Genomic DNA, 15,821 nt, shown 5'->3' with positions numbered 1-15,821 from the left:
TCAGGCGGCGACGGGGCGGAACTGCGGCAGCACCAGCTCGCCGTCGTTGAAGGTGTTGAATTCCACCTTCACGCGCTGGCCGATCTGGATGTCGCCGGGTTTGGCGCCGACGATTTGCGCGATCAGGCGCGTGCCCTCGTCGAGCTCGATCAGGCCCACCGGGTTGGGGTATTCGAACGGCGGCACCTCGGGGTAGTGCATCACGACGAAGGAGTACACCGTGCCCAGGCCGCTGGCCTCGACCGTGTCCCACTCGAAGCTGTGGCAGTGCGGGCACACCGGGCCGGGCGGGTGGCGCAGCGTGTTGCAGCCCTTGCAGCGCTGGATGAGCAGCTTGCCCTCGCGCGCGCCGTCCCAGAAGAAGCGCGTGTCGTCGCTGATGCCGGGCGCCGGGCGCGGGATGGCCTTCGGGGCCGCGGAGGCGTCTGTCTTGGCGGCGGGCTTGACCGGGTTGGCCGGGCGGAACTTGAAGACGCGAAACAGCAGCTCGCCGACCTTCTCGTCCTGGCCGCCCGCGGCCGTGCCGATGGAGAAGTAGGTCATGACCAGCGTGACGAAGTAGCCCGTGCCCAGGCCGGTGGTTTTCTCCTCGCCCACGCTGTCAAGGCGCGTCGTGTAGTACAGCTTTTCGCCCTCGCGCAGGTAGCGATCGAAGCTCAGCTCGGAGTTCACCGCGACGACCGACGGGAAGCCCTGCGCCTCGATCAGCTTCAAGGCCTCGTAGGGGTTCTCGCTGGTGGAGCCGGGCGGGTAGTTGTTGGCCACCGGCCCTTCCATGCACCACACCTGCAGCATGGCGGGCGGCGCAAGCACCTGGCCCGCGTCGTCGGTCGGCACCTCGGTGCCCATCAGCTCGCACCACTGGCGGATCATCGGCGCGTTGACCGCGTCCCAGGCGTATACGCGCCCGTATTCCTTGCCCACCAGGGAGCGGACTGCTTGCATCCATTCGGGTTCAGCCATGGCTTGTTCCTTTCTGTTCGGGGTGTCCGCGGGTCAGGCCTGACCTTTGGCGGGGGTGGTGTTGTGGGCCGCGCCCAGGAAGGCGGGGCGCTCGCCGCCGCCGTGCAGCAGCAGGTTGCTGCCGCTCATGTAGGACGCCTCGCGCGAGGCGACGAACAGGCAGGCGTTGGCGATGTCCTGGGGCTCGGCCAGGCGGCCGGCGGGAATGGTGGCGGCCACGGCGGCAATGCCCGTTTCGTCGCCGAAGTGCAGGTGTGACTGCTCGGTGCGCACCAGGCCGGGGCTGACCGCGACCACGCGCACCTTGGGCGCCCATTCGACGGCCAGCGACCCGGCCAGGCTGAGCACGGCCGCCTTGGCCGCGCCGTAGGCGGCGGTGCCCGGCGAGGGGCGCAGCGCGCTGATGCTGCCGATGAAGACGATCACGCCGCCCTGGTCCTGCTGCTGCATCGCGGCGTTGGCCGCCTGCGCCATGTGCAGCGCGGCCAGCAGGTTCAGGCGGATCACGCCTTCGTGAAAGCGCGGCGAGACGGTGGCGGCATCGACCGCCGGGCTGCCGCCCGCGTTGTGCACCAGCACGTCCAGGCGGCCGTGGCGCTGCACGATGGATTGCACCAGCGCCTGCACTGCGTCGGCGTCGCGCACGTCGCAGGCCTGGAACTCGGCGCTGCGCGCGCCGCTGGCGGGCAGGGCGTCGGGCTGCTGGCGAGCGCAGACCACGACGGTGGCGCCGGCGGCGAGAAAGCCCTCGGCAATCGCGCGGCCAATGCCTTTGGTGCCGCCGGTGACCAGCACGACGTGCTGTTGGTAGTCGCTAGAGGTGTTCATGGAGAACAAATATAGGAACGCCCCGGCTTGCCAGATACGTCCAAAAGGACGATGCCGCGGCGCGGTGCGCAAACGACCATCGCCCGCATTTCCCTGCCACGAACGCCGCCCATGACCGCCTTGCCCCCCGACGCCTCCTGTGACCCCACGCTGCTGGCCGCACTGAGCACGCCCGAGCTGCGCGTGCAGCGCCTGCCGGACGCTGTCGCCGTGGTGACGCTGCACCGCCCGGACGCGACCAACGCGCTCAGCCTCACGCTGCAGGCGGCCCTGTCGCACGCCTTCACCGCGCTGGCCGACGACGATGCGGTACGCGCCATCGTGCTGACCGGCGGCGAGCAGGTGTTTGCCGCCGGCGGCGACATCAAGAGCATGGACGGCTGCGGCCCCATCGAGATCCTGCAGCGCCACACCGAGCGCGTGTGGGCGCCGATCGAGCGCTGCCCCAAGCCCATCATCGCGGCCGTGTGCGGCTACGCCTTCGGCGGCGGCGCGGAGCTGGCGATGCACTGCGACATCATCCTGGCGGGCGAGGGCGCGAGCTTTGCCCAGCCCGAGATCCGCATCGGCATCATGCCGGGCATAGGCGGCACGCAGCGCCTGGTGCGCGCCGTGGGCAAGTTCAACGCCATGCGCATCCTGCTGACCGGCCGCCCGGTGGCGGCGCGCGAGGCGCAGGCCATGGGCCTGGTCAGCCAGGTGCTGCCCGACGGCGAGGTGCTGCCCGAGGCACTGAAGATGGCCGCCTTGATTGCCGCGATGCCGCCGCTGGCGGTGCAGCAGATCAAGGAGGTGGTGATCTCGGGCATGGACGCGTCGCTGGACGCGGCGCTGATGCTCGAACGCAAGGCCAACCAGCTGCTGTTTGCCACGCGCGACCAGAAGGAGGGCATGCAGGCCTTCATCGAGAAGCGCAAGCCGCGCTTCGAGGGGCGCTGAGCGGCGGCGGATTTTTGGAATTTTTTGGCTGGTTGGGGGCTCCTAGGGAAATCGTCTAGTCCTCTTTGACGATGAGTTGATGCGAAGGGGTTTCCACAATGGCGCTGTCATGCCAGCCCTTGAACCCATGGGTGCGCGGGCATGCGGTGGATTGCAAGTGAAAAAGAGGCCGGCAACCCTGGCCTTGTCTTTGAAAACCAAGGAGATGAATGGTGATGAACGCAAAACTCAAGCCCGCGGCGCTGCTGCTGGCGGCGGCCGGGGTCATGGTGGCTGGCGCCGTCCATGCCAAGGCATCGTCCGACGAGGTCGGCAAGCTGGGCAAGACGCTTACCTGCACCGGCGGTGAGAAGGCCGGTACCGCCAGCGGCGTACCCGAGTTCACCGGCAAGTGGCTGGGCACGCCTCCGGGCATCGACTACAAGCCGCACACGGGCCAGCATCCGGTCGACCCCTACAAGGACGAGAAGCCGCTGTTCACGATCACCGCGGAGAATCTGTCCAAGTACGGCGCCCACCTGACCGAAGGCCAGAAGGCGATGTTTGCCAAGTATCCGCAGACCTATCGCATTCCGGTGTACCAGGGCCACCGCGACTTCCGCTTCCCCGACTTCGTCTGCGCGTCGGCCAAGACCAATGCGCAGAACGCGGTGATGAACGCCGACGGCCTGGGCGTGGATCACGGCGTGAAGGGTTCTTTGCCGTTTCCCATCCCCAAGAACGGCATCGAGCTGGCGTTCAACAACCTGCTGCCGTTTCGCACCTTCAACGAAGAGACCATCCGCGACGCGGCCAACGTGCTCTCGGACGGCAGCGTCGTGTGGGGGCGTGCGCACAACTACAGCATGAGCCTGCTCAACATGCCCGAGCAGGCCGGCCAGCCCCTGGAGGGGGCGATGGCCCAGGGCATGAACGTCACCCTGATGCCCGAGCGCGAGAAGGGCACGGTGGGCGTCAACCAGGAGCCGGTGAACTTCGGCAAGGACACGCGCCTGCAGTGGACCTATGACCCCGGCACCCGCCGCGTGCGCCAGGTGCCCGAGTACGGCTTTGACCAGCCCATGCCCGGCACCAGCGGCAAGATGACCATCGACCAGGACCGCCTGTTCAACGGCTCGCCCATCCGCTACAACTGGAAGAGCCTGGGCAAGCAGGAAATCTACGTGCCGGCCAACGCCTTCCGCCTGCACGCCAACACGGTGAAGTACGCCGACCTGCTCAAGGTCGGCCATGCCAACCCGGATTTCATGCGCTATGAGCTGCGCCGCGTCTGGGTGCTGGAGGCCACGCTCAAGGAAGGCTACCGCCACGTCTTTGCCAAGCGCGTGCTGTTCCTGGACGAGGACACCGGCCAGGCGCTGATGAGCGACTACTACGACGCGCGCAACCAGCTGTGGCAGCACGCCGAGGTCAACCACTACTACGCCTTCGACGCCAACACCTTCCACGCCGGAACTAGCTTCTACTACGACCTCAACTCCGGCGGCTATGTGGCCTACAACCTGTTCCAGGAACGCGCCGAGGCGCCCCTGCTCAACAAGGGCAACCTGACGCCTTCGATGTTCACTCCGCAGGCCGCGCGCAACGCGGGCAATTGAGCGACGCCGCAGGCGCTGCCGGCTTGCGTCCACGCACTTGGGCGTGGGGCAGGGTGGCAGCGCCGGGGCACGCAACTTCCAGCCGGGCGCCGTCCAGACGACGCCCTGTTTTTTCGATGGATGAAGCAATGAAACGATTGAAGACATGGCGCCGCGCCCTGGTGGCGGGCGCGGCTTTGTGGGCCTGCGCCGGCCTTGCGCTGGCGCATGGCGCGGCAGCGCCGGACGACCGCGGCGGCTCGGGCTCGGCCAACCCTCAGGTGCAGGCGGCGCGCGCGGCGGTGTTCAAGGCCAACCCGCAGCTGCTGCGCTCCATCGTGGTGGGCGGCGGCTTTGGCGGCGAGATGTCGTATGCCGTCGCCAACAGCATGTACAGCCGGGACGACGCGCGCGCCATTGCCGACGTGCGCGCCAAGATCAAGATCGAGGCCGTCGCGCCGCGCACCTGGCTGCTGCGCCTGCCCATCGTCAACGTCGTGGTGTTCGAGACCGACGAGGGCCTGGTGTTGATCGACAGCGGCTATGCTCCCGCCGGCCCGGTGCTGGCCGAGGTGCTGCCCACGCTGAGCCCCAAGCCGGTGCACACCATCGTGCTGACCCACTTTCACGCCGACCATGCGTTTGGCGCCTGGGCATTGATGCAGCAGAGCCCGCCCCCGCGCGTCATCGCGACCGACGCATTCATCGAGCAGATGGAGCTGGACATGCGTACCTGGGGGCTGAATGCGCGCAACAACCAGCAGAAGCTGGCCGACGTGCCGCGCTCCTGGGATCAGGCGGTGCGCCCCACCGAGACCTTCCACGGCAAGACCACGCTGCGCATCGGCGGCGAGGACTTCGTGCTGACCCACGCCCGCGGCGAGACCGAGGATCAGCTGTGGGTGGCGGTGCCGGGGCGCTCGGCCGTCGTCTCGGCCGACTACTTCCAGAGCTTTCTACCCAACGCCGGCAACGGCAAGCGCCGCCAGCGCTACCCCGAGGAATGGGCCCAGGCGCTGCGCGACATGGCGGCTCGGCAGCCCCAGCTGCTGCTGCCCGCGCATGGCGCGGCCATTACCGACACGGCAGAAATCCAGGATCGGCTGCCGGCACAGGCGCGCATGCTCGACAGCATCGCCCGGCAGGTCGTCGACGGCCTGAACCGCGGCGAGCGCAAGGATCTGGTGTTCGATGCGGTGGCGCTGCCCGCCGACCTGGCCGGGCGCGACGACGCGCGCGAGCTCTACGTGTCGGCGCGCGACATTGGCCGCATGGTGGCCAGCCAGTACACCGGCTGGTGGGACGACATCCCGTCGCACTGGCGCCCTGCTCCGCTGGCGCGCGAGGCCGGCGAGCTGGCCGCGCTTGCCGGCGGTGCCGACAGGCTGATCGAGCGCGCCGTGGCGCTGGCGTCGCAGGACGCGCCACTGGCGTCGCAGCTGGCCGACTGGGCCTGGCTGGCCGATGGCGACAACCCGGTGGTGGTCCAGGGTGCGATGTGGGTCTACGCGCAACGCGTGGCCCAGCCGCTGCCGGCGCAGGAGGCGCTGGTCTACGCCGAGCACATGGTGCGGCTGCAGCTCAAGCTGCAGGCATTGCAGGAAGGTAGATAGGGCAGCCCGGCTGCGCCTTGCAGCCGCTGTCTTTGCTGCTGCCCGCTTTTCAGCGAAGCAGATCAAGCCGATGTGGCCTGACGCCTGCGTTGCGTCCTGTGTCAGCCTGTGCGGCCAGTGCAGAAGCCGCGATTGCGTGCCGGGCGCCGTGGTCGTGCGTTACATCCGCGGTGCAAATGTTGGGCGGGGCAACAGCCGGAAAAAGTGCTGGCCCATGCGGTGCAGGCTGCGGTGCAATGCACGCATGTCCCCTGTTTTCGTGAAGGCTCCACCCATGTCCCAGGCACCACAGCGACGCTCTCTTTGTGCATTCGACGCCCGCAGCGTGATGCTGTTCGCGGCGCTGACCGTCGGCGGTGCGCTGGCGCAGTTCCCGCCCGACCCCCATGTGCAGTCGCGGTCGCAGGTGAGCGCCAGCCGCACGCAGTCCCAAGCCCATGTCGTGCCCGGCGGCGGCGTCCAGGTCGTCAATCGCCGCGCGTGAGCGGCTGCGCGGCGCGTCAGTCGGCAGCGCCCATGTTCTGCGGCCCGAAGATCGCCCGCATCGAGACGACCTTGCCTGCGGCGTCGAAGCGAAAGACGTCGATGGGCCGGATCGCCATGTCCCGCCCCTGCCAGTGCAGCCGCACGCAAAAGGCAAAGGCGGCCTCGTTGGCCACGGCGCGCACCGGGCCTTCCAGCGTGACGTCCAGCTTCATCGCCAGCGACCGGGCGTAGAACGCCCGAATCGCCGCGTGACCGCTGTGGGGCGCGCTGCCCACCGGGTCTTCGACGGTGGCGTCCTCGGCGTAGAGGGCGACGATGGCGTCCAGGTCGCCCGCGTTGAGCGCGGTGACGTAGCGCTGAACGGCCGCCTGCATGGTCTCGTAGGCCAGCATGTTCAGAACTGCGTGGGGCGCACCATGGCGTCCATGCCGCCATCGACGAACAGCTGCGTGCCATGCACGAAGCTGGCCTGCCCGCCCATCAGAAAGGCCACGGTCGCGGCAATCTCGGCAGGATCGGCGCGCCGGCCCAGCGGGGCGACGAAGTTCTTGATCGCCTCGGCGTAGCGCGGATCCTTCAGGCTGGCCTGCAGCAGCGGCGTCTCGACTGCGCCCGGCGCCACGGTGTTCAGCCGCACGCCGGCCTGGCCCCAGGCCTTGGCGCGCTGGCGCACCGCGACGGTGACCGCATTCTTGGAGCCGGCATAGGCCAGGTTGCCGCCGCGCTCGCCGGCGCCGTCGACGATGGCGCCGGCGCGCGCCTCGTCGCCCGCCGCCAGCGCTTCGGCCAGCGGGTTCTTGTCCCAGGGCAGTTGCGTGGACGCGACCGAGGAGACGACCACCGCCGCGCTCTGGCTGCCTTTTTGCAGCGACGGCAGCAGGCCGTCGAGCAGGTCGACGACGCCAAAGTAGTTGACCGACACTGCCTTGGACGGCGGGTTGACCTGCGCGCCCAGACCGGCGCACAGCACCAGGCCGTCAAGCTTGCCTTGCGTCAGCTCAAGCGCCTGGGCGACGATGGCCTGGCGGCCGGCGGTCGTCGACAAGTCGCCGCAAATGTCAGCGTTCTTCAGGTCGACGCCAATGACATGGTGGCCTTGGGCCTGGAGCGCGGCGCGGCAGGCGGCGCCAATGCCGGAGGCGCTTCCGGTGAGCAAGGTGGTGGGCATGTGTTCTCCTTGGAAGTCCATCAGGGGGTGGCCCGCCATCACACAGCGCGGTGCCCCGCTGCGCCACCTGCAAATGGACGATATGGGTTGTGCGTTGGGCTAGGGCATTCCTTTAGTCTCAATAGACGATGAATAGAAGCGGCGGCGCCGCAAGAATTCGTCACCGATTTCTCATGTTCGGTACCGGTTTCGCGGTTCGCGCATTTCAATTTTTCGTTTCAAGCACCACGCTGCAAAAAAGGGGACAGTCAATGAAGGTGAACAACAAGCTCAAACCCATCGCACTGGCGGTGGCCGCTGCCGTCTATGCGGGGGCGGGATGGGCGGGGGAAACCGTCGACCTGGGCAACGACCTCAAGCTCGACTGGAAGCTGACGGGTACCTATACCGCATCGCAGCGCATGAAGGATCCGAGCCCTAAGCTGCTGGCCGGCAGCGACGGCGATAAGAACTTCAAGAAGGGCGACATGACGGCCAACCGCCTGTCGGCCCTGTGGGAAAGCCGGCTATACAAGGGCGGCTCGGGCCTGGTGCTGTCGGCCAGTACCTTCTACGACGCGGTCTATCACCAGAAAAACGCCAACGACTACGGCTATGCGGGCAAGCCGGTGCCGTTCAATGAATTTACCGAGCAGGCGCGGCGCTACCACGGCGGCTACAGCCGCATTCTGGATGCCTATGCCTACACTAGTTTTGGTTTCGGCGAGCAGGGCAATGCCACGGTGCGCCTGGGCCGCCACGTGGTGAACTGGGGCGAGGCCACCTATATGGCCAATATCGCGGCGGCGCAGGGGCCGTTCGACGGCACCAAGGTGGGTATTGCCGGCACCGAGGTCAAGGATCAGGTGCTGCCTGAAGACCAGATTTCCGCCGCTATTGAAATTAATCCGCGTCTGACGCTGCTCGCGCAACTGCAATTTGGCTACCACCCGACGATTGTTTCTGCGCCTGGCAGCTTTATGAGCAACTCCAACGTTGTGGGGCCGGGTGCGAGCTGCACGGGGAACTATACAGGTTCGGTATGTGGCGGCTTTTCTCGGATAGACGATGATCAGCCCAGTGACTTTGGCCAGTGGGGCATCGGTTCACGCTATCGCGTGACCGACGAAACCGAGGTTGGCCTGTATTTCCTGAACTACAAGGAGCGCAACCCGTCGGTGGACATCGATTTCGGCACCGGAAAGTACCGGATCAAGTATTTCGATAACGTCAAGCTGCTGGGCAGCACGGTCAGCACCACCTTTGGCCCGGTCTCCGCCTACGGCGAGTACACCTTCCGAGACGGCACGCCGGTTATGGTCGGCGTGACGAATACGCCCACGCGTGCCAAGGTGTCGCAACTGAACATCGGCGGCTTCTACAACATTGGCCGTACAGCCATTGCCGACCAGGTGCAGCTGCTGGGTGAATTTGCCGCGACCAAGGTTCACAGCATTACCCCGGGGGTGCCTACTGGATATCCGCTGCCTCCCAGCACCAGCAACAGCTTCCGCACCGACAGCAGCCTGGCCTTCTCCGGAACACTGGTGCTGGGCTACCCCGGCATCTCCGAAGGCTGGGACTTGACCGTGCCGATTTCCTATTCGCACCAGTTGCGTGGACGCGCCCTGCAGGGCAGCGTGGGCGGTCAGGGTGAGCGGCGCTACAGCGTCGGTGCGAGCTTTGTCTATCGCGGCAATCTGGCGCTGGGCGTGACCTATCAGGGTTACCTGGGTTCGGCTTCGACCGATGCCCGTGCCAACCGCCTGTGGGCCGACCGCGACCAGCTGTCGCTGACGGCCAAGTACACGTTCTAAAACGTTAACCCCGCGAAGCGCGGCGCGCTGACCACCCGCGCAGCGCTGCATTGCTTGTACCGGCCCCTGCCTTGCAGCGGGCCGGTTTTTTCTATACCGGGCGGGGCGTCTAAGGCGCTGCGTGTCGTCTATTTGGACGATGAAGCTTTGCCCGCCGGCGTCAGAATGTGAGAGCTTGAGAGGCAATTACCCATGCCCGCCTTGCACGCCAAAACACCGCCACTCTTCGTTGCAAATACTCGCCATAGCCCGCGCTATGACTGCGTTTTGCGCCTCGATTGGCAGCGTTTTGGCGCGCCTTTCGGGCACGGGCAATTTCCTCTCAAGCTCTGACCCCATCACCGCTGCGTCCGCCCTGGGCGAAGGCGCTCACGCTCAACAAGGAGACAAGTGTGCGAGCAATCGTTGGTCTGGCCGCATCGGCCCTGGTGGCCGTCGCTGCCGTCAAGGCGTTTTCCCACCGCCCCATGCCGCCCATGCCGCCTACGCGCCTGGCGATCGAGAGCATGCAGTTCGACACCATTGCGCGCAGCCAGGCTGGCCTGGTGATTGGCGGCGAGCTGGGGTCGCTGCTGTACTCGGGCGACCAGGGCAAGGACTGGACGGTGGCCAAGGTGCAGCCCGAGCGCCAGGCGCTGATCACGCAGACGGCGTTTGCCGCCGACGGCCTGCGCGGCCTGTCGGTGGGCCATGAGGGCTGGATTTTGCGCACCCAGGATGGCGGCAAGACCTGGAAAGAGGTGGCCTTCGACGAGAAGAATGGCGAACCCTTTATGGGCGCCACCTATATGGGCGAGCAGCACTGGATGGTGGTGGGCGCGTTTGGTCGCGCACTGCGTTCGGACGACGACGGCCAGACCTGGCAGCCCATGGTGTTGCCCGACGCGGTGGCCGACATGCACTTGAACCGCGTCGTCGGTTCGGCCGACCGCCAGCACTGGCTGATCGTCGGCGAGGCCGGCCTGGTGCTGCGCTCGGACGACCAGGGCGAGACCTGGACGCAGGAGGAGCCTTTCTACAACGGCTCGTTCTACGACGCGCTGGCCCTGCCCCAGGGCGGCTGGCTGGTCTACGGCATGCGCGGCCACGCCTTTGTGCAGCACGATGGCGGGCCATGGCGGCAGTCGGAGATTCCCGGCCCGGTGTCGTTCTACGGCCACGCCTTGCTGCCCGACGGCCGCATTCTGCTGGTGGGGCAGGGCGGCGTGGTGGCCACCAGCACCGACGGCGGCCTGCACTTCAGCTTCGACCGCCTGCCCGGCCGCGCCAGCCTGACCGACATTGCGTTGGACGACCAAGGTGCCGGCTGGATTACCTCGACCGCCGGCCTGCTGCCCTACCACCTGCCGCAGGGCGCCGGCGCGGCGTCGAGCACTGCGGGATCGCAATAGCGCTGAGTACGGCGCGCTCGGTTCGGGATCACGAACTGCATTGGTAGCCGCGCCGCACGGCGGCATGCCCGTTCCATCCCGCCGTGCATCGGGTGCGGCGGCCCGGAAAAACCAAGTCGGGAAATCACAACGAAAAGCCGCGCTTTCACTGACATGAAGGCGCGGCTTGGCCTCGTCATGGCAAGGCTCGCGGCGCGTGGGGCGCGCCTTGTCCATGCCTGAATTCGCCGGCTGCATCCTTCTCTTTTTGCCGTGCAACTCGCCGGGCCAAGGCGGCTGTTGCACTGCGTGCGGCGACTGCAGCGGACGTGCCAGTCAGCCAGCAAAGTGCCTGGCTACACGCTACAATTGAGGGCTTTCCCGCAAATTGGTTGCCCGGCCGGCATACAAAGCAATCGAATCCAAGCAGCGGCCCTCGGTTCGAGGGCGTCCGGGCGACCCGTCACACACACGGAGAACCCAGTGCTTTTGTCTCTCAAGGGAGTGTTTCCCCCCGCCATCCTGGCGCTTGCAGACGGCACGGTCTTTGTCGGCAACTCGATCGGTGCCAGCGGCACCACCGTCGGCGAGGTGGTGTTCAACACCGCCATGACCGGCTACCAGGAAATCCTCACCGACCCCAGCTATTGCCAGCAGATCGTCACGTTGACGTATCCGCACGTCGGCAACTATGGCGTCAACGCAGAGGACATCGAGGCCGCCAAGATCCACGCCGCCGGCCTCGTCGTCAAGGACGTGCCGCCCCTGGCCAGCAACTTCCGCATGACCGAGACGCTGCCCGCCTACCTGGCGGAGAACGGCGTCGTTGCCATTGCCAACATCGACACGCGCAAGCTCACGCGGCTGCTGCGCAGCAAAGGCGCGCAAAAGGGCGCCGTGCTTGCGCTCGCCGCGGGCGAGGAGGTGACCCAGGAGCGCATCGACGCGGCGCTGGCCGCCGCGCGCTCGGCGCCCGACATGACCGGGCTGGACCTGGCCAAGGTGGTGACCACCGCCAAGCCCTACGAGTGGACCGAGACCGAGTGGGAGCTGGGCAAGGGCTACGGCCAGCTGGCCGCGCCGCGCTTTCACGTCGTTGCCTACGACTTCGGCGTCAAGCGCAACATCCTGCGCATGCTTGCCAGCCGCGGCTGCCGCGTCACCGTGGTGCCGGCGCAGACGCCGGCCAGCGACGTGCTGGCGATGCAGCCCGACGGAGTGTTCCTCTCCAACGGCCCGGGCGACCCGGCCGCTTGCGGCTATGCCATCGACGCGGTGCGCGAGATTCTGGCCGCCGACCTGCCGGTGTTCGGCATCTGCCTGGGCCACCAGATCATGGCGCTGGCCAGTGGTGCCAAGACCTTCAAGATGGACAACGGCCACCATGGCGCCAATCACCCGGTCAAGGATCTGGACAGCGGGCGCGTGAGCATCACCAGCCAGAACCACGGCTTCGCGGTGGATTTGCGCGAACTGCCCGAGTCGCTGCGCGCCACGCACGTCAGCCTGTTCGACGGCACGCTGCAGGGCATGGAGTGCAAGGGCAAGCCGATGTTCAGCTTCCAGGGCCACCCCGAGGCCTCGCCCGGCATGCAGGACGTGGATTTTCTGTTCGACCGCTTCGTCGATCTGATCGCGGCGCACAAGACGGCTTGACGCCGCTTTTGCGCCCCATTTTTTGCCGACAACGCAGCGAACGAACGAAACCACACACCATGCCAAAACGTACCGATATCAAGACCATTCTCATCATCGGCGCCGGCCCGATCATCATCGGCCAGGCCTGCGAGTTCGACTACTCCGGCGTGCAGGCCTGCAAGGCGCTGCGCGAGGAGGGCTACCGCGTCGTGCTGATCAACAGCAACCCCGCGACGATCATGACCGACCCGGCCACGGCCGACGTGACCTACATCGAGCCCATCACCTGGCAGACGGTCGAGAAGATCATCGCCAAGGAGCGCCCCGACGCCATCCTGCCGACGATGGGCGGGCAGACCGCGCTGAACTGTGCGCTCGACCTGTGGAAGAACGGCGTGCTCAACAAATACCGCGTCGAACTGATCGGCGCGCGCCCCGAGGCCATCGACAAAGCCGAGGATCGCCTGAAGTTCAAGGACGCGATGACGCGCATCGGCCTCGAATCGGCGCGCTCCGGCATCGCCCACACGATGGACGAAGCCTGGGCGGTGCAAAAAACCGTGGGTTTCCCGGCGGTCATCCGCCCCAGCTTCACGCTGGGCGGCACCGGCGGCGGCATTGCCTACAACCCCGAGGAGTTCGAGACCATTTGCAAGCGCGGCATCGAGGCCTCGCCGACCAACGAGCTCTTGATCGAGGAATCGCTGCTGGGCTGGAAGGAGTTCGAGATGGAGGTGATCCGCGACCGGGCGGACAACTGCATCATCGTCTGCTCGATCGAGAACCTCGACCCCATGGGCGTGCACACCGGCGACTCGATCACCGTGGCGCCTGCGCAGACGCTGACCGACAAGGAATACCAGATCATGCGCAACGCCAGCCTGGCGGTGCTGCGCGAGATTGGCGTGGACACCGGCGGCTCCAACGTGCAGTTCGCGCTCAACCCCAAGGACGGGCGCATGATCGTGATCGAGATGAACCCGCGCGTGAGCCGCTCGTCGGCGCTGGCGTCCAAGGCCACGGGCTTCCCGATCGCCAAGGTCGCGGCCAAGCTGGCCGTGGGCTACACGCTCGACGAGCTCAAGAACGAGATCACCGGCGGCGCTACGCCCGCGTCGTTCGAGCCCTCGATCGACTATGTGGTCACCAAGGTGCCGCGCTTCGCGTTCGAGAAATTCCCGGCGGCTGACTCGCGCATGACCACGCAGATGAAGAGCGTGGGCGAGGTCATGGCCATGGGCCGCACCTTTCAGGAGAGCTTCCAGAAGGCGCTGCGCGGCCTGGAGGTGGGCGTCGACGGCATGAACGAGAAGACCCAGGACCGCGAGATTCTGGAAAAAGAGCTGGGCGAGCCCGGCCCCGAGCGCATCTGGTACGTGGGCGACGCGTTTGCGATGGGCCTGTCGATCGAGGAAGTGTTCGACCTGACCAAGATCGACCCCTGGTTCCTCGCGCAGATCGAGCAGATCGTGAAGATCGAGCTCGACCTGGACGCACACGCGGCAAAGTACGGCGACCAGGCGCTGGCGCAGCTGAGCCGGGAGGAACTGCGTGCGCTCAAGGTCAAGGGCTTCTCGGACCGCCGCCTGGCCAAGCTGCTCAAGACCGAGGAGCAGGCGGTGCGCGCCGCGCGCCACGCCCAGGGCATCCGCCCGGTGTACAAGCGCGTCGACACCTGCGCCGGCGAGTTTCCGACCAACACCGCCTATATGTATTCGTCGTATGACGAGGAATGCGAGGCCGAGCCCACGAACAACAAGAAGATCATGGTGCTCGGCGGCGGCCCCAACCGCATCGGCCAGGGCATCGAGTTCGACTACTGCTGCGTGCACGCGGCACTGGCGATGCGCGAGGACGGCTACGAGACCATCATGGTCAACTGCAACCCCGAGACCGTCTCGACCGACTACGACACCAGCGACCGCCTGTACTTCGAGCCGCTGACGCTGGAAGACGTGCTGGAGATCGTCGACAAGGAAAAGCCCGAGGGCGTGATCGTGCAGTACGGCGGCCAGACGCCTTTGAAGCTGGCGCTTGCGCTGTCCGCGGCCGGCGTGCCCATCATCGGCACCAGCCCCGACATGATCGACGCGGCCGAGGACCGCGAGCGCTTCCAGCACCTGCTGCAGCAGCTGGGCCTGCGCCAGCCGCCCAACGCCACGGCCCGCACCGAGGCCGAGGCCATGGAGAAGGCCGAGGCGCTGGGCTACCCGCTGGTGGTGCGCCCCAGCTATGTGCTGGGCGGACGCGCGATGGAGATCGTGCACGAGCAGCGCGACCTGGAGCGCTACATGCGCGAAGCGGTGAAGGTGAGCAACGACTCGCCGGTGCTGCTCGACCACTTCCTGTCCAACGCCATCGAGTGCGACGTCGACGCGGTGCGCGATGCGTCCGGCGCGGTCTTCATCGGCGGCGTGATGGAGCACATCGAGCAGGCCGGCGTGCACTCGGGCGACTCGGCGTGCTCTCTGCCGCCGTACTACCTGAAGGCCGAGACCGTGGCCGAACTCAAGCGCCAGACTGCGGCAATGGCCGATGGCCTGAACGTCGTCGGCCTGATGAACGTGCAGTTCGCGATCCAGGAGACGGATGCCGGCGACGTGATCTACGTGCTGGAAGTGAACCCCCGCGCCAGCCGCACCGTGCCCTTCGTCAGCAAGGCCACCGGCATTCAGCTGGCCAAGGTGGCCGCGCGCTGCATGGCCGGCCGGACGCTGGCGCAGCAGGGCGTGACGCACGAGGTCACGCCGCCGTACTTCAGCGTCAAGGAGGCGGTGTTCCCCTTCGTCAAGTTCCCCGGTGTGGACACCATTCTCGGGCCCGAGATGAAGTCCACCGGCGAGGTCATGGGCGTGGGCAAGACCTTTGGCGAGGCCTTCGTCAAGAGCCAGCTGGGCGCGGGCGTCAAGCTGCCCACCGCGGGCAAGATCTTTCTGACGGTGAAGAACGCCGACAAGCCGCGTGCCGTGGCCGTCGCGCGCGACCTGGCGGCGATGGGCTTCGAACTGGTCGCCACCAAGGGCACGGCCGCTGCGATCGCCGAGGCGGGCGTTCCCGTCGCCGTGGTCAACAAGGTGACCGAGGGCCGCCCGCACATCGTGGACATGATCAAGACGGGCGAGATCGCCATGGTCATCAACACGGTCGAAGAGCGCCGCAACGCGATTGCCGACTCGCGCGCGATTCGCATCAGCTCGCTGGCCGCGCGCGTGACCACGTTCACCACGATTTTCGGCGCCGAGGCGGCCGTCGACGGCATGAAGGCCATGGGCCAGGGGCAGATGGACGTGTACTCCATCCAGCAGCTGCATGCCCAGCTGGCTGCCCAGGCCTGAAAAGAGGGGGGTGACAGCCGCCGCAATCGCGGCATAATCACCCCCTGAAAAAACCAGATACCGCCGCACGGCAACGTGCGGCGGTTTGCTTTTGTGACTTGCCGTTCG

General features: G+C 66.8%; 12 protein-coding genes. 8 read left to right on the top strand and 4 right to left on the bottom strand.

What is annotated here, in order from left to right; translation table 11 throughout:
* Together ABD767_RS10020 and ABD767_RS10015 are read right to left on the bottom strand one after the other, a co-directional pair.
* On the bottom strand, positions 1-963 hold the full coding sequence (locus tag ABD767_RS10020) for an OB-fold domain-containing protein (RefSeq protein ID WP_103045129.1): 963 nt from the start codon (positions 961-963) through the stop codon (positions 1-3).
* Positions 964-996: 33 nt separating this feature from the next.
* Positions 997-1,791, bottom strand: coding sequence for an SDR family oxidoreductase (locus ABD767_RS10015; protein ID WP_103045128.1), 795 nt, complete (start codon positions 1,789-1,791; stop codon positions 997-999).
* A gap of 111 nt (positions 1,792-1,902) precedes the next feature.
* Here ABD767_RS10015 and ABD767_RS10010 point away from each other — a divergent pair, with 111 nt between their 5' ends.
* The 4 genes from ABD767_RS10010 to ABD767_RS09995 all read left to right on the top strand — a co-directional run bounded on the left by ABD767_RS10010 (position 1,903) and on the right by ABD767_RS09995 (position 6,404).
* The gene (locus tag ABD767_RS10010; RefSeq protein WP_103045127.1) at positions 1,903-2,730 is read left to right on the top strand and encodes an enoyl-CoA hydratase-related protein; all 828 of its coding nucleotides are present in this window, start codon (positions 1,903-1,905) and stop codon (positions 2,728-2,730) included.
* Between the two features lie 215 nt (positions 2,731-2,945).
* Positions 2,946-4,328: a DUF1329 domain-containing protein gene (locus tag ABD767_RS10005; protein ID WP_103045145.1), complete on the top strand. Its 1,383-nt coding sequence runs from the start codon at positions 2,946-2,948 to the stop codon at positions 4,326-4,328.
* Between the two features lie 128 nt (positions 4,329-4,456).
* Positions 4,457-5,920: an MBL fold metallo-hydrolase gene (locus ABD767_RS10000; RefSeq protein ID WP_344869588.1), complete on the top strand. Its 1,464-nt coding sequence runs from the start codon at positions 4,457-4,459 to the stop codon at positions 5,918-5,920.
* A gap of 274 nt (positions 5,921-6,194) precedes the next feature.
* Entirely contained in the window at positions 6,195-6,404 is a 210-nt protein-coding gene (locus ABD767_RS09995) for a hypothetical protein (RefSeq protein WP_344869587.1), read from the top strand.
* Between the two features lie 16 nt (positions 6,405-6,420).
* On the opposite strand, the gene ABD767_RS09990 is transcribed toward ABD767_RS09995, so the two are convergent.
* Both ABD767_RS09990 and ABD767_RS09985 read right to left on the bottom strand, forming a co-directional pair.
* A complete protein-coding gene (locus tag ABD767_RS09990; RefSeq protein ID WP_103045125.1) occupies positions 6,421-6,798 on the bottom strand; it encodes a nuclear transport factor 2 family protein in 378 nt (125 codons plus the stop codon).
* Between the two features lie 2 nt (positions 6,799-6,800).
* Positions 6,801-7,574 (bottom strand): SDR family oxidoreductase, encoded by a 774-nt coding sequence (locus ABD767_RS09985; RefSeq protein ID WP_103045144.1) that lies wholly within the window; start codon positions 7,572-7,574, stop codon positions 6,801-6,803.
* A 251-nt stretch (positions 7,575-7,825) separates the two neighbouring features.
* Between ABD767_RS09985 and ABD767_RS09980 the strand changes: the two genes are divergently transcribed.
* The 4 genes from ABD767_RS09980 (at position 7,826) to carB (ending at position 15,713) form a co-directional block, all read left to right on the top strand.
* Entirely contained in the window at positions 7,826-9,370 is a 1,545-nt protein-coding gene (locus ABD767_RS09980) for a DUF1302 family protein (protein WP_103045124.1), read from the top strand.
* Positions 9,371-9,762: 392 nt separating this feature from the next.
* Entirely contained in the window at positions 9,763-10,761 is a 999-nt protein-coding gene (locus tag ABD767_RS09975; protein WP_103046488.1) for a YCF48-related protein, read from the top strand.
* A 462-nt stretch (positions 10,762-11,223) separates the two neighbouring features.
* The gene (carA, locus tag ABD767_RS09970; RefSeq protein ID WP_103046487.1) at positions 11,224-12,396 is read left to right on the top strand and encodes a glutamine-hydrolyzing carbamoyl-phosphate synthase small subunit; all 1,173 of its coding nucleotides are present in this window, start codon (positions 11,224-11,226) and stop codon (positions 12,394-12,396) included.
* Between the two features lie 59 nt (positions 12,397-12,455).
* Positions 12,456-15,713 carry a carbamoyl-phosphate synthase large subunit gene (carB, locus tag ABD767_RS09965; protein ID WP_103046486.1) on the top strand — a complete coding sequence of 1,086 codons (3,258 nt, stop codon included), beginning with the start codon at positions 12,456-12,458 and terminating at the stop codon, positions 15,711-15,713.
* Positions 15,714-15,821: the final 108 nt, after the last annotated feature.

This window comes from Comamonas faecalis (assembly GCF_039538025.1).
Taxonomy (GTDB): domain Bacteria; phylum Pseudomonadota; class Gammaproteobacteria; order Burkholderiales; family Burkholderiaceae_C; genus Comamonas_C; species Comamonas_C faecalis.
This window is presented reverse-complemented; position numbering and strand designations above follow the sequence as displayed.